Source organism: Photobacterium sp. Alg240-V54 (genome assembly GCF_900537155.1).
Lineage (GTDB): Bacteria > Pseudomonadota > Gammaproteobacteria > Enterobacterales > Vibrionaceae > Photobacterium.
Map to the genome: position 1 here is coordinate 576693 of NZ_UNRL01000002.1, position 22047 is coordinate 598739.

Annotated in this window: 18 protein-coding genes; 14 read left to right on the top strand and 4 right to left on the bottom strand. The window is 40.2% G+C overall.

Features of this window, described 5'->3' with window-relative positions; all coding sequences use genetic code 11:
* Positions 1-80: 80 nt before the first annotated feature.
* Genes msbA through kdsB form a run of 4 tightly spaced genes read left to right on the top strand, consistent with a single transcriptional unit; the run spans position 81 to position 3781 of the window.
* Positions 81-1838, top strand: a complete 1758-nt coding sequence (msbA, locus tag G6R09_RS08105; protein ID WP_065166207.1) for a lipid A ABC transporter ATP-binding protein/permease MsbA — start codon at positions 81-83, stop codon at positions 1836-1838.
* A gap of 2 nt (positions 1839-1840) precedes the next feature.
* Positions 1841-2875 (top strand): tetraacyldisaccharide 4'-kinase, encoded by a 1035-nt coding sequence (gene lpxK / locus G6R09_RS08110; RefSeq protein WP_163921609.1) that lies wholly within the window; start codon positions 1841-1843, stop codon positions 2873-2875.
* Positions 2856-3035 carry a Trm112 family protein gene (locus G6R09_RS08115; RefSeq protein WP_065166205.1) on the top strand — a complete coding sequence of 60 codons (180 nt, stop codon included), beginning with the start codon at positions 2856-2858 and terminating at the stop codon, positions 3033-3035. The genes lpxK and G6R09_RS08115 overlap by 20 nt, the downstream gene beginning before the upstream one ends.
* Positions 3035-3781 carry a 3-deoxy-manno-octulosonate cytidylyltransferase gene (kdsB, locus tag G6R09_RS08120; RefSeq protein ID WP_065166204.1) on the top strand — a complete coding sequence of 249 codons (747 nt, stop codon included), beginning with the start codon at positions 3035-3037 and terminating at the stop codon, positions 3779-3781. The genes G6R09_RS08115 and kdsB overlap by 1 nt, the downstream gene beginning before the upstream one ends.
* 87 nt (positions 3782-3868) lie before the next feature.
* Here the strand turns inward: kdsB and G6R09_RS08125 are convergent, their stop codons facing one another.
* Positions 3869-4105 carry an RNA-binding protein gene (locus G6R09_RS08125; protein WP_065166203.1) on the bottom strand — a complete coding sequence of 79 codons (237 nt, stop codon included), beginning with the start codon at positions 4103-4105 and terminating at the stop codon, positions 3869-3871.
* 213 nt (positions 4106-4318) lie between these two features.
* On the bottom strand, positions 4319-5125 hold the full coding sequence (gene elyC, locus G6R09_RS08130) for an envelope biogenesis factor ElyC (RefSeq protein ID WP_065166202.1): 807 nt from the start codon (positions 5123-5125) through the stop codon (positions 4319-4321).
* Between the two features lie 119 nt (positions 5126-5244).
* On the opposite strand from elyC, the gene cmoM reads away from it, so the two are divergent.
* The 9 genes from cmoM to G6R09_RS08175 all read left to right on the top strand — a co-directional run bounded on the left by cmoM (position 5245) and on the right by G6R09_RS08175 (position 18242).
* Positions 5245-6078: a tRNA uridine 5-oxyacetic acid(34) methyltransferase CmoM gene (gene cmoM / locus G6R09_RS08135; protein WP_065166201.1), complete on the top strand. Its 834-nt coding sequence runs from the start codon at positions 5245-5247 to the stop codon at positions 6076-6078.
* The gene (gene mukF, locus G6R09_RS08140) at positions 6075-7397 is read left to right on the top strand and encodes a chromosome partition protein MukF (RefSeq protein ID WP_065166200.1); all 1323 of its coding nucleotides are present in this window, start codon (positions 6075-6077) and stop codon (positions 7395-7397) included. The genes cmoM and mukF overlap by 4 nt, the downstream gene beginning before the upstream one ends.
* Complete coding sequence (gene mukE / locus G6R09_RS08145) at positions 7378-8124, top strand: chromosome partition protein MukE (protein ID WP_065166199.1); 747 nt, start codon at positions 7378-7380, stop codon at positions 8122-8124. The genes mukF and mukE overlap by 20 nt, the downstream gene beginning before the upstream one ends.
* Positions 8124-12584: a chromosome partition protein MukB gene (gene mukB, locus G6R09_RS08150; protein WP_163921611.1), complete on the top strand. Its 4461-nt coding sequence runs from the start codon at positions 8124-8126 to the stop codon at positions 12582-12584. The genes mukE and mukB overlap by 1 nt, the downstream gene beginning before the upstream one ends.
* A gap of 216 nt (positions 12585-12800) precedes the next feature.
* Complete coding sequence (locus G6R09_RS08155; protein WP_065166197.1) at positions 12801-12971, top strand: periplasmic nitrate reductase, NapE protein; 171 nt, start codon at positions 12801-12803, stop codon at positions 12969-12971.
* Positions 12972-13011: 40 nt separating this feature from the next.
* On the top strand, positions 13012-14196 hold the full coding sequence (gene torC, locus G6R09_RS08160) for a pentaheme c-type cytochrome TorC (RefSeq protein ID WP_065166196.1): 1185 nt from the start codon (positions 13012-13014) through the stop codon (positions 14194-14196).
* Positions 14197-14267: 71 nt separating this feature from the next.
* A complete protein-coding gene (gene torA, locus G6R09_RS08165; RefSeq protein WP_163921613.1) occupies positions 14268-16748 on the top strand; it encodes a trimethylamine-N-oxide reductase TorA in 2481 nt (826 codons plus the stop codon).
* 120 nt (positions 16749-16868) lie between these two features.
* Positions 16869-17327, top strand: a complete 459-nt coding sequence (locus tag G6R09_RS08170) for a group II truncated hemoglobin (protein ID WP_065166194.1) — start codon at positions 16869-16871, stop codon at positions 17325-17327.
* 135 nt (positions 17328-17462) lie between these two features.
* Positions 17463-18242 (top strand): TSUP family transporter, encoded by a 780-nt coding sequence (locus G6R09_RS08175; protein WP_065166193.1) that lies wholly within the window; start codon positions 17463-17465, stop codon positions 18240-18242.
* Here G6R09_RS08175 and G6R09_RS08180 read toward each other — a convergent pair.
* Together G6R09_RS08180 and G6R09_RS08185 are read right to left on the bottom strand one after the other, a co-directional pair.
* Positions 18193-19038: a LysR family transcriptional regulator gene (locus G6R09_RS08180; RefSeq protein ID WP_065176631.1), complete on the bottom strand. Its 846-nt coding sequence runs from the start codon at positions 19036-19038 to the stop codon at positions 18193-18195. The two genes, G6R09_RS08175 and G6R09_RS08180, sit on opposite strands and share 50 nt — an antisense overlap.
* Before the next feature lie 204 nt (positions 19039-19242).
* Positions 19243-19743 carry a MarR family winged helix-turn-helix transcriptional regulator gene (locus G6R09_RS08185; RefSeq protein ID WP_065166192.1) on the bottom strand — a complete coding sequence of 167 codons (501 nt, stop codon included), beginning with the start codon at positions 19741-19743 and terminating at the stop codon, positions 19243-19245.
* Between the two features lie 582 nt (positions 19744-20325).
* Here G6R09_RS08185 and G6R09_RS08190 point away from each other — a divergent pair.
* The gene (locus tag G6R09_RS08190) at positions 20326-22020 is read left to right on the top strand and encodes a murein L,D-transpeptidase (RefSeq protein WP_163921615.1); all 1695 of its coding nucleotides are present in this window, start codon (positions 20326-20328) and stop codon (positions 22018-22020) included.
* The last annotated feature ends 27 nt before the right edge of the window (positions 22021-22047 follow it).

The window sequence follows — 22047 nt, forward strand, 5'->3', positions numbered from 1 at the left end:
AAAAGGAGTAAGGACAAATTTGGTTGATAGCAATGTTAAGGGTAGAATAGAAGTATTGTATTTCATCCAAATTGGCATTCATGACGCAATTAACAGAAAAATCAACCAAAGATACTTATAAAAGACTGTGGCCTTATATCAAAGTTTATAAAGCCGGTATTATTGTAGCTGTCATTGCGCTGATCATAAATGCAGCGGGTGACACGTTAATGCTGTCGATGATTAAACCATTACTAGATAAAAGTTTTGGTGGCTTTGATAGCATGGATTCTGGCTTTTTAGCGATGATGCCAATCTATCTTGTTGGCCTCATGATCATGCGTGGTATCAGTGGGTTTGTTTCAACCTATTGTTTATCATGGGTTTCAGGCAACGTTGTAATGAACCTTCGTCGCCAATTATTCCAACACTTTATGAAAATGCCAGTGGCGTTTTTTGATAAAGAAGCATCTGGTGCATTACTATCACGTATCACTTATGACTCTGAGCAGGTTGCCTCAGCCACTAGTAGTGCATTAGTAAGTATCGTTCGTGAAGGTGCATCTATTATCGGCTTGATGGTGCTGATGTTTTGGAATAGCTGGCAATTATCAGCAATTTTAATCGTCATCGCGCCTGTGGTTGCGATTAGTATTAGCATTGTTTCTAAACGTTTTCGTAAAATCTCACGCAATATGCAAGATGCAATGGGATCGGTAACTTCTTCAGCAGAGCAAATGCTTAAAGGCCATAAAGTCGTATTAAGCTATGGTGGTCAACAAGTTGAGAAAGAACGTTTTGATTATGTAAGTAACTCAATGCGTCGTCAAAGCATGAAACTTGTCTCTGCACAAGCAATAGCAAACCCAATTATTCAAATTATTGCTTCACTGGCATTGGTTGTGGTGTTAATTCTAGCGAACACACCATCATTACGAGAAACATTAACACCAGGTACCTTTGCGGTTGTATTTGGTGCGATGTTTGGTTTGATGCGTCCGTTAAAATCACTTACTAATGTTACTTCTCAGTTTCAACGTGGTATGGCTGCATGTCATACATTGTTTGAGTTAATGGATTTAGAAACTGAAAAAGATAACGGTAAGCATGAAGTTAAGCGTGTTAATGGTGATGTATCAGTTAAAGATGTAACTTTTACTTACCCGACGAAAGATACACCTGCATTATGTAATGTTAGTTTTGAACTTCCTGCTGGTAAAACAGTTGCATTGGTTGGCCGATCTGGTTCTGGTAAAAGTACCATTGCTAACTTATTGACCCGTTTTTATGATATTGACTCTGGCGAACTGCATCTAGATGGTATTGAGCTAAAAGACTATACCTTAGCTAACTTACGCTCTCAGGTGGCGGTAGTATCGCAAAACGTGCATTTATTTAATGACACTATTGCGAATAATATCGCTTATGCCAGTGGTGATACTTACACTCGAGCGGATATTGAACGAGTAGCAGAGCTTGCTTATGCGATGGACTTTATTAAAGACATGGAGCATGGGTTGGATACTGTTATCGGTGAAAATGGTGTGAGTTTGTCAGGCGGACAGCGCCAACGTCTTGCTATTGCACGTGCATTGCTACGTAACGCACCTGTCTTAGTACTTGATGAAGCAACATCTGCGTTGGATACCGAGTCTGAGCGTGCGATTCAACGCGCATTAGATGAACTACAAAAAGATCGTACTGTATTAGTGATCGCTCACCGTTTATCAACAATTGAAAATGCCGATCAGATTCTAGTGGTTGATGATGGTGAAATTATTGAACGTGGCACCCATGGTGAGTTAATTAGCCATAATGGTGCTTATGCGCAACTTCATCGTATTCAATTTGGTGATTAATAGTGGCCTCATTGATTGAAGCTATCTGGTATCAACCTGCACTTAGCGGAAAAGTACGGGTTGTTTACTGGCTGCTATGGCCATTATTGTGGCCGCTTAGTGCGCTATTTGGTGTAATCAGTCGTCGTAAACGACAGCAATATGCTAATGGTAAAAAAACAGCCTATCGAGCGCCTGTTCCGGTTGTTATTGTCGGTAATATTACTGCAGGTGGTAATGGTAAAACGCCCGTTGTGGTGTGGCTAGTTGAACAACTATTAGCACAAGGATTAAAACCTGGCGTGGTATCGCGTGGTTATGGGGGTAAAGCGCCGTATTATCCTTATTTTGTTGAGAGTGATACCAGTACCGATATTGCGGGTGATGAGCCTGTGTTAATTCGTCGCCGCACTGGTGTGCCTGTTGCCGTTGCACCTGTGCGCAGTGAAGCGGTAAAATTACTTTTGAAACATGATGTTGATGTCATTATTACCGATGATGGTTTACAACATTATGCCCTTGCGCGTGATACTGAGTTGGTTGTCATTGACGGTCAACGTCGATTTGGTAATCAACAGTTATTGCCTTTAGGCCCACTTCGCGAGTCATGCCAGCGATTAACTGAGGTTGATTTTCTTATCTGTAATGGCGGTCAAGCGCACACTAACGAAGCTGCAATGCATTTAGCACCATCAGAATTAATTAATATTAAGACCGGTGCTCGTTGTGCTGCTGCATCATTAACCGCTGTTGTAGCGATGGCTGGAATTGGTCACCCACCACGATTTTTTACGACATTGAATACGCTAGGTGTAAAGCCCATTGTTTGTCAGCCTTTTGCTGATCATCAACCCTTTACACATCAGGCGTTGTTAGATTTAGCCCAACAAGGGCAACACTTAGTAATGACTGAAAAAGATGCGGTAAAATGTTACCCATTTGCTGAGGATAATTGGTGGTATTTGCCTGTTGACGCAGTTATCTCCGAACCACAAGCATCAGCTATTATTAAACAGATTATAGAGGTTAAGGAAAAGTATGGATCACCGTCTGCTTGAAATCGTTGCTTGCCCTGTATGTAAAGGCAAATTGAATTTCGATAAAGAAAATAATGAATTAGTGTGTAAATTTGATCGTCTTGCTTATCCTATTGATGATGGAATTCCAGTTTTACTTGAATCAGAAGCACGTACATTAAGTTCTGACGAGGTTAAATAATGGCATTTACCGTTATTATTCCAGCGCGCTACCAATCAACCCGTTTACCCGGTAAGCCGTTAGCTGATATTGCTGGTAAACCTATGGTGCAATGGGTGTATGAACAAGCATGCAAATCTGGTGCTGATCAAGTGATTGTAGCAACAGATGATCAGCGGATTGTCGATGTGGTACAAGATTTTGGTGGGGAAGTGTGTTTAACGCGTGCCGATCATCAATCAGGCACAGAACGTTTAGCTGAAGTTGTGGCGAAATATCAACTTGCTGATGATCATATTGTGGTGAATGTGCAAGGCGACGAGCCATTGATCCCCGATACGATAATTCGTCAAGTAGCCGACAATATTGCTAACTTTAATGCACCAATGGCAACATTAGCGGTAGAGATTGATCATCATGATGAAATCTTTAATCCCAATGCAGTTAAAGTTGTAACCGATAAAGACGGTTACGCGTTGTATTTTAGTCGTGCAGCTATTCCTTGGGATCGTGATAATTTTGCTCAGCAACCACGTATTGTTCATCATAATTTACTGCGTCATATTGGGATTTATGCTTACCGTGCAGGGTTTATTAATACCTACATTAATTGGCAGCCAAGCCCACTTGAACACATTGAATCTTTAGAGCAACTTCGCGTGTTGTGGTATGGCGAGAAAATTCATGTTGATGTTGCAATAGATGCACCACCTGCAGGGGTTGATACGCCTGAAGATCTAGAAAAGGTACGTCAGTTGGTTGGCTAGTTAGCGTACATGCTTAATACCATATAATAAAAAACCGAGTAGAGTTTACTCGGTTTTTTTGTCTTCAAATTACGCTATAAACGGTGATTATTCAGCGATTTTTACGCGGATACGGCTTTTATCAACCATCATTTCATGAAGTGCTTTCATTGCGCGAGTTGCTTGCTCATCATCAGCCATTTCAACAAATGCAAAACCTTTTGATTTACCTGTTGTTTGGTCTAATACAAGGTTACACGCACTAATCTTGCCAAACTCTTCAAACATTTTATGAATTTGGATTTCAGTTGTACTGCGAGAAAGATTACGGATTAAAAGTTTCATGAATTAAATTCTTTATTAAGTAATAAACAATTTATTTTACCATGAAATACAGAAAAGGATGCTGAGATTGGAATGAAATAATCAGATTAACATTATTGTGAACGGTATAATTTTAATAGTTATGCAAAAAGGCATTATTTTAAAAAAAGCCAGCGACGGTTTAGTGCAGTCGCTGGCTTTATATTAATTAACCAAAAGATGACATTGAAAAACCTATAATGTCTCAGGTTTTACTTTTTCAGCCTGTAAATGTTCAGTTTTTGGGTTTAAAAACGTGCTTGTAATACGCTGCCATAATTGGCCTAAACGTTCATGTTCAACAATTTCCATTTGTGTTAAATAGGTTGAATCAGGAACGTAATTGCGCATTTGATTACTGGCTCTAAAGTTCGTTGGTGCAACAATTGGTTGCAATCCAGCTTGGTGGAAATAGTAAAGCGCGCGTGACATTTGACTGGCAGAGGTTACTAAGATCATATTTTTATTTTTAACGACATCTGCAGCTTGGAAAGCTTCTTCTTTGGTATCTTTAGTGGATTCAAATAATAAAATATCACGTTTATTTACCCCCAATGCCACTGCAAGGTGAGCCATTAATCGAGCATGGCTGATACCATGAGAAGCAATGCCACCGTAACCGGATAAAATCAATTTAGCGCCAGGGTACATACGGAAAATTCGAATGCCTTCAACAAGACGTGTAATTGCCGTTGGCGACAGTTCTGAGGTAATAGGGAAAGTTTTATCAATGACTTGACCACTGCCTAATACCATTACGTAGCTAATAGGTTTAGTTGTACTCACAAAGGCTGGGTTCTCTTGTTCCAGCGGGCGTAATAGTGAAGTGGTTAATGGTTGGAAAGAACATAAAAAGATGCCTATTAGAGAGACACTAACCAAAATAGAGGCTAATTTCTTTTGGCGTGTAAACCACAGTACACATAGACCGATAACACCCACCAATAATAGAAACGGTAGTGGCATCAGCAGCGCAGAGATGATTTTTTTAAGTATAAACATAGTATGTCGTCCGAAATTTCAGCAGTTGAGCAATAAAACCGATCACAAGCCTTTATTCCTTTACCGCTTGTGAGAAAATAAGTCACATTCTAGAGTCGCTATCATAACGTAAATGAGCCATGAAAAAAGACCGAAATTTTGACGATTTGGCGAAAAAATTCGCTGAAAATATTTATGGCACAGCGAAAGGCCAAATACGACAAACCGTTGTTTGGCAAGATATTGAATATATATTGGAACAATTGAATGCTGATGCATCGCTGCAAGTTTTAGACGCTGGTGGTGGTATTGGCCAGATATCTCAAAAAATAGCAGCGCTTGGTCATCAAGTAACGTTATGTGATCTTTCTAGCGAAATGTTGACATTAGCAGCGCAAGAAATTGCTAAAAACGGCTTAGTTGAGCAATATCGGTTAGTGCATTCACCAGTACAAGAAATCAATCAGCACATTGAAGCACCTGTTGATTTAATTCTTTTCCACGCCGTGATGGAATGGTTGGTTGATCCGATAGCAACATTGGCTGGTTTATTAAATAACCTAAAACCCGGCGGTGTTATTTCGGTCATGTTTTATAACTATAACGGGCTATTGTTTAAGAATTTAATTTGTGGAAATTTGACCCACATAGAACAAGGCATGCCACACCGTAAACGGTTTAAGCTACAACCTCAGCAAGGTATCAAACCTGATGAAGTATATCAGTGTCTAACAGAGGCTGGGTTTGACATAATGGGGAAAACCGGCGTACGCACATTCCATGACTACATGCAGCATGATCGAATGGGCGATTACACTTTTGAGCAAGTTCTTGATATGGAGCAAAAGCTTTGTCGTCAGGAACCGTTTTTGTCGTTAGGGCGTTATATTCACGTGTATGCGCGAAAGCCTATTGCTGAAGTAATACCGCCATTAACGACAAATTTAAATGATAGTAATAAGGACAAGGGATGAGTGACGTTACCCAGACTGTTCCTGAGTTAGTAAATTGGGTCAAAAATAATGAATTTGCCCTTAATTTACCCACTGAACGGCTGGCGTTCTTGTTAGCGATTGCGATATTAAGTGGCGATCGCTTTGATGAAGAATTAGGGGAAGGCGAGTTGGTTGATGCATTTCGCATTGTGAGCGATATGTTCGGCCAAACCAAGGAAACCCTGGCTTTTCGTGCCAATAACGCCATAAATGAATTGGTAAGACAGCGGTTAATTTCACGCTTTACCAGTGAGGTGACTGACGGTGCTAGCATTTATCGATTAAGTCCGTTAGCGCTTGGTATTACGGATTATTATGTGCGACAACGTGAGTTTTCAACGCTAAAGCTATCTATTCAATTAGCAATGGTAGCGGATGAGATTAATAAGGCAGCAACAGCAGCACAAGAAGGCGGCGATGAGAAACATTGGCGTAATAATGTGCACGCAGTCTTAAAATACTCAGTGGCTGAAATATTTGACCGCATTGATTTAAACCAGCGTGCAATGGATGAGCAGCAGCAACAAGTTAAGCTCGATATCGCTGAATTATTAAATCAAGACTGGCAAGCTGCGATCAGTAGCTGTGAAGCATTGCTTGATGAAACATCATCGACCTTGCGTGAATTGCAAGATACCTTGCAAGCGGCAGGTGATCAACTTCAAAGCCAGTTACTTGCGATTCAAGAAGCCACCCAAGGGCATGATGATCTCGACTTCGTTGATGGTATGGTTTACATCCTGCAAACGAAGCTAGATCGTATTATAAGTTGGGGTCAGCAAACTATCGATTTATGGATCGGCTATGATCGCCATGTGCATAAATTTATTCGTACTGCGATTGATATGGATAAAAACCGCGCCTTTAGTCAACGGTTACGTCAATCGGTTACCGATTACTTTGATGCGCCTTGGCTACTGACATTTGCAGATGCCGAACGTTTACTTGATATGCGTGATGAAACGCTAACGTTACGCGATGATGAAGTTACAGGTATTGTTCCTGGTGAGATGGAATTTGAAGAGCTCGATTTGGTTAATGATCAGCTAGCTGAAAAAGTTGGTTTGATGTTAAAGGCCCATAAAGCGACGGGTGCACCGATTAATTTGAGTGCGTTACTTAAAGACTATTTGTCACAACATCCGTATGCACAACATTTTGATTTAGCACGGATTGTGATAGATCAGGCCGTAAGAATGGGGTATTCCGAAGCTGATTTCAATGCCATTCAGCCTGATTGGGAAGCGATTAACGAATACGGAGCTAAGGTACAAGCCCATGTCATTGACAAATATTGAAGAATTTATGCCGGAAAAGTTGGCAAAAGCGATTGCTAACCCACTTTTCCCTGCACTAGATAACGCTCTGCGTTCTGGTCGCCATGTTTCAAGTGAAGATTTAGATAACCACGCTTACTTAATTGAGTTTGAGAAAGAATTAGCGATGTTTTATCGTCGTTACAATGCTGAATTAGTACGAGCACCTGAAGGATTTTTATACTTACGTCCTCGTTCAACGTCACTGATTGGACGTTCAGTATTGTCTGAAATTGACATGCTGGTCGGTAAGGTATTGTGTTTTCTTTACCTTAGTCCTGAGCGTTTAGCACACGAAGGTATCTTCACTAACCAAGAGCTATTTGATGAGCTATTAGTATTAGCTGATGAGCAAAAGCTCATGAAACTGGTTACTAACCGCGCTTCAGGTTCTGATCTTGATCGTGAAAAGTTGTTTGATAAAGTAAAAACCTCATTACGTCGTTTACGTCGCCTTGGAATGCTGATTCCAATTGGTGAGAATGGTAAATTCCGTATCAGCGAATCGGTATTCCGTTTTGGTGCTGATGTTCGTACTGGCGATGATGTGCGTGAAGCACAGTTACGATTGATTCGTGACGGTGAAGCCGTAGTGCATCAGCAACCGTCAAGTCAGTCAAGTTTGCTTGATGACGTTGACACTAACAATCAAGAAGAGCTTGAAATGCAACAAGATGTAGAGCAAGCGGTACAGGAGAGTAGTATTTAATGGAACGCGGCAAGTATCAATCGCTCACCATGGTTAACTGGAACGGCTTTTTTGCACGAACCTTTGATATTGATAACCTGGTGACAACGCTTTCAGGCGGTAACGGTGCGGGTAAATCTACCACAATGGCAGCGTTTATCACGACACTGATCCCAGACCAAAGTTTACTTCACTTTCGTAATACCACCGAAGCCGGTAGCTCAAATGCATCACGCGATAAGGGCCTGCATGGTAAATTAAAACCAGGTGCCTGTTACGCGGCACTTGATGTGGTTAACTCAAAGCAACAACGTATTGTTTTTGCTGTTAAATTACAGCAAGTTGCTGGCCGTGATAAGAAGGTAGATATTAAGCCTTTTTTGATTCAAGGCTTACCGTCACATATCAAGCCAGCTGAAATCTTAGTTGAAACGATTTCAGACAATCAAGCGCGTGTACGTCAGCTTAATGATGTTAAAGATCTTGTTAGCCAATACGAAGGGGTGCAGTTTAAAACATTTAACTCGGTAACAGATTACCACGTACAAATGTTTGAGATGGGTGTACTGCCAAAGAAATTACGTAATAGCCAAGATCGTTCAAAGTTCTATCGTTTAATTGAAGCCTCTTTATATGGTGGTATTTCAAGTGCGATCACTCGTTCATTACGTGATTATTTATTACCGCATAATTCAGGGGTAAAAAAAGCTTTCCAAGATATGGAAGCGGCGTTGCGTGAGAACCGCATGACGTTGGAAGCGATTAAATTAACCCAAAGTGATCGTGACTTATTTAAGCATTTAATCTCAGAAGCAACTAATTATGTAGCTGCCGATTATATGCGTCATGCTAACGAACGCCAACAGAAGCTAGAGCAAACTCTACGTTTACGTGGCGAGCTCATGGGTTCGCGTCAAACCTTGATTGATCAGCAATCATCGTTAAATAACATGAACGCTGAGTTAGCAGAATTAGCCGATCAAGAAACGGCGCTTGAGCAAGATCATCAATCAGCATCTGATCACTTACAACTAGTGCAAGCCGCGGTTCGTCAAGCTGAGAAAATTGCACGTTATAAAGAAGATCTTGAAGAGCTGACAGAACGTCTTGAAGAGCAAGTGATGGTGGTTGAAGAGGCAGCAGAACAACTGACTATTGCTGAAGAACAATCACAACTTACTGAAGAAGAAGTTGATAGTTTAAAAACTCAACTTGCTGATTATCAACAAGCACTCGATATGCAGCAAACTCGTGCGCTGCAATATCAACAAGCATTACAAGCATTAGAAAAGGCGCGCCAGCTATCGGGCGATCCACAAATGCTAGCTGATCAAGCGCCGCCGTATTTATCGCAGCTTAAACAGCAGCAAGAGCAACAAACGACCGCGCTATTAGCATTAAAACACAAGCTTGATATGTCATCAGCTGCAGCGCAGCAGTTTGAAAAAGGCTTAGCGATTGTTACGACGATTGCCGGTGTTGTCGATCGTACCAATGCGAGTGATAAAGCGCGTGAGCTAATAGAGCATGGCCGTCAATTACGCTCAGTATCTGAACGTGGCGACCAGCTTAAAGCGCAATACCGTGATTTAGAGCGTAGTGTTCGTAGCCAACGTCAAGCGATTGAATTTGCCGATACTTACGCCAAAAAGTTTGCGACCACTATTGATGGTGAGTTGGCATTAGCCGAAGAGCAAGCTCGTCATGAAGCAACCTTAGAAAGCTTAGAGCAAGATCAAGCAAGCTTGGTTGAACAGCGCAACGATATGCGTCATAACGAGCAAGGATTGGCAGCACGCATTACAGCATTAGAAGCTTCTGCTCCAGCGTGGATTGCTGCGTCAGATGCATTAGAGACACTTTCTGATCAAGCCAATGTTGAGTTAACTAGCAGCCAAGCTGTTATGGATGCGATGCAAGTAACACTTGATAATGAACGCCAAGTGTCAGCTAAACGCGACCAGTTAGCGCAACAAAAGCAAACCTTAGAGCAAGATATTGAACGCTTAGCACAGCCAGGCGGTAGTGATGATTCAGGCTTACGTGCACTAGCTGATACTCTTGGCGGAACCATGTTATCTGAAATTTATGATGACATTACCCTTGCTGACGCACCATATTTCAGTGCGATGTATGGTCCATCACGTCATGCGATTGTGGTTCCTGATTTAAGTGGCATCAAAGAAAAGCTAATTGCTCTAGATGATTGCCCTGATGATTTGTATATCATTGAAGGCGATGCTGATTCATTTGATGACAGTGGTTTTGATGTTGATGAACTTGAGAGTGCTGTTTGTGTTCACTTAAATGATCGCCAATTGCGTTATTCTCGCTTTCCAAAAGTACCATTATTTGGTCGTGCTGCGCGTGAGCAACGATTAGAGTTTTTACGTGATGAACGCGATCAAGTGGTTGAAGATCACGCTAAAGCAGCGTTTGATTCCCAAAAGCTGCAGCGTTTATACCAAAGCTTTAATAGTTTTGTTGCTACCCATATGGCGATTGCATTTAATGCTGATCCAGAAGTTGAACTGAAACAAGCACGTGATCAACGTAATCAGATCATGCGTCAGTTAGCAGAATCACAAGCACAAGAGCAACAGCAACGCGGTCAATTAGCAGCTGCGCGTGAAGGTTTAACCTTATTGGGTAAATTAAACCCTGTGGTGACCTTGCTTGAAGATGAAACGTTAACAGCACGTTTTGCTGAGGTTGAACAGCAATTATCGCAAATGGACGAAGCGCGTAACTACCTTGATCGTTACGGTAAAGCATTAACTGAACTTGAAGGTTTAGTGTCAGCACTTGATGCTGATCCAGAGCAGTTTGATGCATTACAAGCTAATTACGAAGCTGCCGATCAAAAACTGCAACAACTTAAAACTCTGATTTTTGCAGTTGCAGATTTAGCAGAGCGTCGTCATCACTTCAGTTATGCTGATTCAGTCGAGCTATTAAATAAAAGCTCAGAGCTTAATGAGCAGTTAAAACTAAAACTCGCGACAGCTGAGCAACAACGTAATACTGCTCGCGCGAGCTTGAAGCAATCACGTGCACAGGCGAACCAGTATAATCAGTTGATGGCATCACTGAAAAGTTCGCATCAAGCCAAGAATGAAACCGTACTTGAATTTGAACGTGAGTTGCAAGAGCTAGGTGTACGTGCTGATGTTGAAGCTGAAGAGCGCGCGTTGGTTCGTCGTAATGAGCTTAATGAGCGATTACATAGCTCTCGTAACCGTCGCAGTACACTAGAAAAATCAACCACTTCTATTGAGCTTGAAATGAAAGGCTTGATGAAACGTTTACGTAAAGTAGGTAAAGATTACCAAGATTTCCGTAAGCTGGTAGTCAATGCAAAAGCGGGCTGGTGTGCGGTATTACGCCTTGCACGTGAAAGTGATGTTGAGCGCCGTTTACACCGTCGTGAAATGGCCTATATGTCAGCTGACGAGTTGCGTTCATTATCAGATAAAGCCTTAGGTGCATTGCGTTTAGCGGTCGCTGATAACGAAAACTTACGTGACGCATTACGAGCATCAGAAGATGTGTCTCGTCCTGAGCGTAAGGTATTGTTCTATATTGCGGTGTATCAACATCTACGTGAGCGTATTCGTCACGATATTATTCGTACCGATGATCCGGTTGAAGCCATTGAAGAAATGGAAGTTGAACTGGCACGTTTAACCGAAGAACTTACCGCACGTGAACAACGTTTAGCAATCAGTTCTGATTCGGTTGCAAACATTATTCGTAAAACGATTCAACGTGAACAAAACCGTATTCGTATGCTTAACCAAGGTTTGCAAAATATTGGTTTTGGTCAAGTACGTGGCGTGCGTCTTAACGTTAAGGTTCGTGATACTCACGAATCATTATTGCTGGGATTAATTGATCAAAAAGATCAGCATAATGATTTGTTTGGCAATAATCGTTTAACGTTCTCAGAAGCGATTGCGAAACTGTTCCAACGCTTAAATCCACATATTGATATGGGTCAACGTTCACCGCAAATTCTGGGCGAAGAATTACTTGATTACCGTAACTACTTAGAGCTGAGCATTGAAGTTAACCGTGGTACTGATGGTTGGCTGCAAGCAGAGTCTGGCGCATTATCGACAGGTGAAGCGATTGGTACTGGTCAAGCAATCCTATTGATGGTTGTTCAAAGTTGGGAAGAAGAATCTCGCCGTCTACGTGGTAAAGATATTATTCCTTGTCGACTATTGTTCTTGGATGAAGCTGCACGACTTGATGGTAAATCAATCGCAACCTTGTTTGAGTTGTGTGAGCGATTGGATATGCAGTTATTGATTGCAGCACCTGAAAATATTAGCCCTGAAAAAGGCACAACCTATAAATTGGTACGTAAAATATTTAAAGATCGCGAGCATGTGCATGTGGTGGGTTTACGCGGCTTTGGTAACAAACCGAAAGTAGAAATGCCAGTACAAACGCTATTGGATATTGAGCCAATATAAACAATAATTATATCAGTAAGATCTATTGATTAAGCCCATAAAGCCAGCAGAGATGCTGGCTTTTTTATGGCTGCAATTTGGAATATTAATAAAAAACTAGGGTATTTATTTGCTGTTAGACCGTGACGGTTAATTATCATTGACTATAATTTTATCATTCCATTGTTATTCGTAAATGGTATATCACATTTTGTAATGATCACTGAGAGGTTGATTATGGCTAATACTGAGATCACCGAGCAAGAGCGAGGTCGCTATGAATGGCAGGCCTTTTTATTCATTATTATTCTGTTATTTCCATTGTTATCTATAGCATTAGTGAGTGGTTATGGTTTTACGATCTGGGCGTTACAAGTCTTTATTTTTGGTCCTCCAGGGCATGGTTAGGCGCTAGCGTTTCGATGAAATAAGCAACGGAGGGAGAACAATGGTGACGTTCATCAAAAAATTATGGTTAACTTTTTGGCGTCCAGCAGCAAAGATAAGTCTTGGTGTACTTACCCTTGGGGGGTTTATTTCAGGTGTTATCTTTTGGGGTGGTTTTAATACAGCGCTTGAAGTTACCAATACTGAAAAATTTTGTATCAGTTGTCATTCCATGAGAGATACGGTTTATCCTGAATTACAAGGTACTGTCCATTGGGAGAACCATTCAGGTGTTAGAGCAACCTGCCCTGATTGTCATGTTCCCCATAATTGGACTGATAAAATTGCCCGTAAAATGCAGGCCAGTAAAGAAGTATTTGGTGCGATTGTTGGTTCCATTGATACCCCTGAAAAATTTGAAGCTAAACGGCTAGAACTGGCGCAACATGAGTGGAAACGTTTTGCAGCCAATAAATCTCTCGAATGTAAAAGTTGTCATAGCTACGACAGTATGAAATGGGATGAAATGTCTCCTCGAGCGCAGGCTCAAATGAAACAAGCAGCAGCTAAAGATCAAAGCTGTATTGATTGTCATAAAGGTATTGCACATCACTTACCTGCTGATATGGCATCATCTGGTGGTATTGTGTCAGATCTCGCAGCCACTGCACAAAGTACCGATTATTCAAAAGGTGATACTTACTACAGCATTCAATTTTTGCCGTTATATGAAGATGAAGCTAAAACCAAAGATGGCGGTTCTTTAGAGCCAGCTTCAGCAGTGAAAGTGGTCGATATTAATGGCGAGATGTTACAAATTGAGTTGAATGGTTGGCGCAAAGAGAAAGGTTTCGGTCGAGTTATTAATCAAGATTTTGGGATGAACATTCCCACCGCTGCTTTAAGTAAAAATGCAGCGCAAAATCCTGAGATTGTGAAAGGTTTTGAGCAAAAAGAAGATGATGTTACCGGGTTAAAATGGCAACAAGTAACAGCAACCTTATGGGTTGATAAAAAGAATTTTGTCAGCGATATCAGTACAGTGTGGAGCGCTGCGAAATCTGCGTATAACACTAACTGTAGTGTCTGTCATACCCAGCCTGCAGAAAACCATTTTGATGCAAACACTTGGCCTGGCATGTTTAACGGTATGCTCGCATTTGTGAACTTTGATACTGATAGCGAAGCGATTGTTTTGAAATATTTACAAAACCATTCGTCAGATTTTTCTAAAACTGAACATTAATTAAACTAAAGGTTGCTTAACATACTCCATGTTTAGCAGCTTTTTTTCGTTTTAATCGTGAGGAATTGTTTATGTCACTGAGTAGACGTAAATTTTTGCAAGGTTTAGCAACTACGAGTGCTGCTTCTGTTATTGGCCCTGGGTTATTGATGCAAGTCGCAAAGGCTGCTGAAGAGGTGACAAAATCTTCAGAGCCACCGGGAATATGGAAAGTGTCAGGTTCACATTGGGGGGCATTTCGAGCGCGGATTTATAATGGTCAAGTCGCTGAAATTAAACCGTTAGAATTCGATAAAAACCCTACAGAGATGCTTAATGGTATCAAAGGGTTAATTTATAGCCCTTCACGAGTGCGTTACCCAATGGTGCGTTTAGATTGGCTTAAGAAAAATAAATACAGTGGTGAAACCCGCGGTAATAACCGTTTTGTACGAGTGACATGGGATGAAGCACTTGATTTATTTTATCAAGAGTTACAACGGGTACAGAAAGACTATGGTCCGTGGGCATTACATGCAGGTCAAACAGGGTGGCGAGAAACGGGACAGTTCCAAAGCTGTACTTCACACATGCAACGTGCAGTAGGTATGCATGGTAACTTTATTAAGAAAGTCGGTGATTATTCGACAGGGGCTGGTCAAACCATTTTGCCTTATGTTTTAGGCTCCACCGAAGTCTATGCTCAAGCCACCACATGGTCAACAATATTGAAAGATTGTAAGACCTTGATATGGTGGTCAAATGATCCAATTAAAAACAGTCAAATAGGTTGGCAATGTGAAACCCACGGTTCTTATGAGTATTATGCGCAATTAAAGCAAAAAGTAGCCAATGGTGAGATCCGCATGATCTCGGTTGATCCTGTAGTATCAAAATCGCAAAAATATTTTAATTGTGAGCACCAATACGTTAATCCGCAAACTGATGTGCCTTTCATGCTGGCTATAGCGTATACGCTCTATAAAGATGACCTCTACGATAAACAATTTCTTGAAATGTATACGCTGGGTTTCAATGAGTTCTTACCTTATTTGCTGGGTACAGGTAAAGATAAAATAGCTAAAACGCCAGAATGGGCCGAGCCTATTTGTGGTGTTAAAGCTGATGCGATTCGAGAGTTTGCTCGTGGGTTGGTAAAAAACCGTACCATGATAATGTTTGGTTGGGCAGTACAACGCCAACAACACGGTGAGCAGCCGTATTGGATGGGAGCGGTGTTAGCATCCATGCTTGGACAAATTGGGTTACCCGGTGGTGGGGTTTCTTATTCTCATTTCTATAGTGGTGTTGGATTACCATTCAGTACCGCGGCTGGGCCTGGGGGATTTCCTCGTAATGTTGATGAAGGTCAGCAGCCGATTTGGAATAATAACGATTTTAAAGGCTATAGTTCGACAATTCCGGTGGCAAGGTGGATCGATGCGATTATGGAGCCAGGTAAGAAAATACAATATAACGGCGGTAATGTCGTCTTGCCTGATATTAAAATGATGGTGTTTAGTGGCTGTAATCCATGGAATCACCATCAACAACGTAATCGTATGAAACAAGCATTTAGAAAATTACAAACCGTGGTTAATATTGATTACACATGGACGCCAACTTGTCGTTTCTCCGATATTGTATTACCTGCATGTACGCAGTTTGAACGTAATGATCTCGACCAATACGGCACGTATTCCACCTCTGGTGTGTTAGCTATGCATAAATTGGTTGATCCGTTATATCACTCAAAAACAGATTTTCAGATCTTCACTGAACTTACCGAGCGATTCGGTAAAAGTAAGCAATATACGCGCGGTATGACTGAAATGCAGTGGATAGAACAACTGTATAATGATTGTCGAAAAGCGAATAAAGGTAAGCATGAAATGCCAGAATTTGAACAGTTTTGGTTGCAAGGACTGGTTGAATTCCCAACCGATCAAACTTATGTTAGTCACGCTGCATTTAGAGAAGATCCTGAGATTAACAGTCTAGGAACACCTTCTGGTTTTATTGAAATCTATAGCCGTAAAATTGCGCGTTATAACTATGAGCATTGCCAAGGCCACCCAATGTGGTTTGAAAAAGAAGAGCGTTCTCATGGTGGCCCTAAATCGAATCAATTTCCATTCTGGCTGCAATCATGCCATCCCAATAAACGCTTACATTCACAAATGTGTGATTCAGAAGAGTTTCGTAATACTTATGCGGTAAAAGGTCATGAACCTGTTTATATCAACCCTGATGATGCTAAGAAAAAAGGCATTAAAGACGGTGATATTGTACGGGTGTTTAATGATCGTGGGCAGTTATTAGCTGGGGCCGTATTATCGGAAGATTACCCAACGGGCGTAATAAGAATTTACGAAGGAGCATGGTTTGGGCCATTGAATAACGACATTGGTGCAATAGATACTTATGGCGATCCTAATACTGTCACCATTGATATTCCAACTTCACAGTTAGCGCAAGCGACCAGTGCTAATACTGTTGTGGTTGATATTGAAAAATTTACTGGCAAAGTTCCTCCTGTAACATCGTTCAGTGGTCCTATCTATGTGAGTTAATTAAAAATAGGCGAGTAGAACGTGATCCACCATCAATAATAAAGAGTCACTACGGTGGCTCTTTATTCATTTCTTATACAATTAATAAAGGACTGTAATAAAGAAAAGGATAATTAAAACATGGTTAATAACAGTGAGTTTCCTGAGGGCGATGATTTTTCAGGTGTAAAAAAGCGTGATGTGCCAGAATTCGGACAAGGCGATAGTACTTTGATCGCAGCGGGCGGTGAGGCGGGTGTCCAACAGTTGGTCGCTGATTTTTATTACTATATGGATAATGAGCCAGAAGCAGCAACAATACGTGCAATGCATAGTGATGATCTTACGCAATCACAACAAAAGTTAACCACCTTTCTTATTGGATGGATGGGAGGAGAAGATCGTTATGTTGAACGTTATGGACGCATGAACCTTGCCAGTGCTCATCGTCATCTTGATATTGGTTTCACTGAGAAGCAAGCATGGTTAGCTTGTATGCAAAAAGCGTTAGATGCTCAATCATCTTATGATGAATTATTAAAACGCTTTATTATGGTTCGTTTATCTTTTCCTGCTGAGATGTGCCGTAATCGAAATTAGTTTAATCAGTATAATTATTGTTATTTAATCAATTCCAAATCGGAATGGATAGCTATCCAAGCTTTCACTATTCGCTGTGTCAAATCACCGTTATTATTCTGCTATCAAGGTGTTAACTAATAAAAGTGATAGTAAATGGAATTAGGTGTAGATCTACTCGCGATTTTATTTTTGGTGGCATTAGCTGCTGGGTTCATTGATGCGATTGCTGGCGGTGGCGGTATGCTGACAGTGCCAGCATTATTATCGGTTGGTATTCCTCCAGCTCAAGCATTAGCGACTAATAAATTACAAAGTTCATTTGGTAGCTTTTCAGCATCTTGGTATTTTGTTCGTAATGGGTTGGTGAATTTAAAGCAAATGCGGCTAGCGATTGCCTGTACATTTGCAGGCTCAGCAATCGGAGCAATATTAGTACAACATATTGATGCGACGATACTAACGAGCCTTATACCAATATTATTGGTTTGTATTTCACTGTACTTTTTATTCTCACCCAATATAGGCGCAGGCGGTGGTACACCAAAGTTATCAGAAGCGGCATTTGCGTTTTCTGTCGGAACGAGTATTGGTTTTTATGATGGTTTTTTTGGCCCTGGTACTGGTTCATTTTTTACTATTTGTTTTGTTGTTATTGCACAGTTAGGGCTAGTTGAAGCAACGGCTCGCACTAAAATTTTAAACTTCACTTCTAATATTGCAGCATTAGTCTTATTTATTCTGGCAGGTTTACCTATTTGGAAAGTGGGTTTGATCATGGCTGCTGGTGGTTTTATTGGCGCACGGTTAGGTGCGCATATTGTTATTAGCAAAGGCCAGCGTTTCATTCGACCTATGGTGGTTATCATGTCAATGGGAATGGCGATTAAATTGCTGTGGCAACAACATCCGCAATGGTTTCAATTAGGGTTTTAACGCGCGGTGATTTATAACTATTTTGACGATAAATGAGGTTAATAGGGCGAGTGAGTTCGGCTAACTCCTCAAACTCAAAGCAGAAATTATCGTCAATTGCTAAGGTTTTCACTATAGACTTTGGCACGAGGGCAGGTGCCATGCCTGCCAATGCTAACTGTGCTGAGGCTGTGTAAGAATCCATCTCCATTAACGGTGTGATGCCATGCTTTTGCAATACTGCTGCTTGGGAAATGTTGGACGGATTTTTTAAATCATTCACGACAATCGCTTTAGGCAGTTCAGACAGCGGTTGATTAAATATAACCTTAAATGGTTCATCGATTAAATGCTCTGCAATAAAGTTATAATTTGCTGGTAAATGCCCAGCACAAAAACCAATAGAAGCTTGACCTGATTGAACATTTTCAACAATGACAGGCGTGTGGTGAGTGGTAATTGAAATATACTTATCACGCTGAAAATAATTGCCTAATGCTGAGGCTAAATAGCCTGCAACCAAGGTTTCAGAGCAATCTAGCGTAATAATCGTTTGATCGTCTAGATTCTGATGCTCAAAAATTAAGCCGCGAATTTCATTAAAACTTGGGCCAACGTTTTTTATTAGCGCATGAGCATCGGGGGTAAGTTTAATTAATCGACCTGCGGGAATAATTAGTTTGGTCCCTAATGTCGTTTCAAGTTTGGCAATCCGTTTACTCACTGCCGATTGGCTAATATACAATCGGCTGCCAGTACGGCTCATGGTACCTTCTTCAGCTAATACTAATAAGGTTTCAATACCTTCAAGCAACATCGGTTCATTCCATTGATGAAAGAGAGGAATCAATGATACGGAATGATGAGTCAATGGGCTAGATAGACTGAAGAATAGTGTGCTGTGTAGCGTGTTATATTGGCAATACACTGCTTAGCGGCTATTTAGTCAATACAAATTAGCATATACAAAAAACCGATCAAATGATCGGTTTTTTATTATCTGTTGTTAGCGATTAACTGTTTATTCGTCTAATTCGCTATTGGTTTTTTCTTGCTTGGTGATACTGCCGACTTCAAGTAGTGGTGCGACATCAAGGTGCTCAGCGTTCATCATGGTTGAAATGCGTTGCACTGAAGAAAGTAGTAATGATTGCTCCCAATCTTCCAAATCTTGGTATTGAGAGATAAAACTATCTTGTAATGGCAGCGGTGCTTTATCAAGTAAGGCCAGTCCTGCTTCCGTAAGATGTGCATGCACTTTACGTTTATCAAGCACACTACGTTTACGAACAACGAGACCTCGTTTTTCTAAACGATCAAGAATAGTCGTAGCTGTTGCTTGACTCATATTAGTGTTGTTAGACAGTTGGCGAATAGTAATTTCGCCAGAACCACGGATTGCACGCATTAATACCAACTGTGGGCCAGTCAGTCCGGCATTCTTATTTAATTTCCTAGAATGTAGATCTATTGCTCGAATAATTTGTCTCAGAGCAATAAGTACTTCTTCGTGCCTATCCATCTAACTCTCCCAATTAAATTTGTACGTAATAACCATATAAAATCATCGTGATGTATAGGGTATTTTGATGGGTGAGAGTATACAAGAATTCTTGTCTTTTCATTGCTGTTTATCGGTTTCTAATTAAAATTTTTGTAGATAAATGTAATTATAGGCTATTAAACTCGAGCTTTAGTATTTCAGAAATGTGTTTACCATGCAGCATTAATGAAAATGATTATTAATTACACTGCCGTATTGGTGATTGTTACTCATTCACCGCAAACATTAACCTGATATAGCAAGCAGATGTCTCTATTAGTAGACAATCGAAATTTACTCCAACAGCTATTATTTGAGATAATCATTGGTGCTCAATACCAGCTGCTAAGTTATACCATCGTAATGTAACGTGACGAGAGTAATCGTTGCGATATATTGTTACTGATTCTGAAATTATATATTTGTCATTAAAAGAGCTAATTATCTTAAATGTTGACTCATTGTTGTATATTTAAGAATTACGAGCATTATCTTCTTCTACATTTAATCATCAAATAAATTTTTATTTGAAATGTTGGAAATGGGTTGCGGAGGTATTTAATGGCTGTAGTAAAAGATACTTTTTTAATTGTCATCACGGTATGTGTTAGTTTTTCTTGGCAGATATCCAGCGTCTATTCTCAGCCTATTGTTAGTGACGATAATTTACGGCCTTTGAATAAGACATCTACTGCTGTACGACCACGGAATATGCTCAATCATGCGCAACAATGGGTCACAGATGCCAATGCAAATATAACCCGACTTAAATATTCTAAAACCTTAGTTGAGTTATATTCATCAACGGGATTTAGTCAATTTTGGCAAAATGAGCGAACAATCAATGATTTTATTGATCAATTGCGAATCATTAGTTTATCTCAAGTCAATAAAGAGCTAACAGCAAGATACCATTTACTTATTCAATTACAGCCGCAACGAAACTGGCAACAATATGATGTTGTAGCAATGGATACCTTATTAATTTATCTCAGTTTTATTGAACAATTACAGGGTAAAGGAAAAATGTGGTTATTTGGTGAAAAACCACCGTTACAACTTCCCATACCTAGTCAGGTTGTCATTGAAAATATTCTGATGAATTATGAAAATAATCAATTTAATCAATTTATTGTTCGCCTAAAACCACAAACGTCTGAATATAAGAAATTAGTCGCATCAATTAATCGCCTCGAATCAAATCCAACTTTTAGTTGGCCGGTATTTGCTTTTCACGGTAACGCTGAGCCAGGTAATGAAATCCAATTTATGTCGAGTTTAGTCACCGTTCTTGAGCGATTAGGGGATTTTTCGCCACGGGAAGCTAAGCGTTATCAGCAGCAGCATAAATCGCGTTATACAGGTAGCCTAGTGCTGGCAGTAAAGCGCTTTCAAGCGCGGCATGGTTTAAATAGTGATGGTATTATTGGTACTCAAACTCAGAAATGGCTTGCATTAAATGTTACTCAGCGAGTACGGTTATTAGCATTAAATGCACAGCGGTTACGTCTATGGTCAACAACTATTTATACCGGTGTTGTTGTTAATATCCCTAATTATTATATGAACTTATGGCTTGAGGGGCGTTGGATCATGACCAGTAAAGTGATTGTTGGTCGGCCAACACGACAAACACCTATATTTAACTCAAGGATTAATTCAGTGGTATTTAATCCATATTGGAATGTCCCTAATTCAATTACTAAAAGAGATATCTTGCCGAAGGTCAGACGCAGTCGTAGCTATTTAAAGCGCCATAATTATGAGGTAATCCGTAGCTGGGGAAGTTCTGAGAAAATAAATATTAATTCAATTCCTTATAATCTATTTTCATCAAATAAATTCCCATACCGTTTGCGTCAAAAACCGGGTAAAAAAAATGCATTAGGGTTATATAAATTTAATATACCTAACAACCAAGCTATTTATTTGCATGATACATCATACCCGGTATTATTTAATAAGCATGAGCGTGCACTGAGTTCTGGTTGTGTGCGTGTACTTGAGTCTAAATCACTGGCATTTGCATTATTAGAATATTCAGGCAAAAGTGAATCGCAATTTAACACATATACTAGAAGTAAAAAAACGCGCACAATTAGACTCAGTAAAAACAAAAAAGTTCCAGTAGAAATTATTTATCAAACTGCATGGATTAATGATGAGGGAGAAGTTAATTATCGGTTTGATATTTATGAATATGATAGACAACAACAAAATATGGTGTCATTAACCTCTGCTTACAATAATAACTGAGTGTAACCTAATGATATATTAAAAATA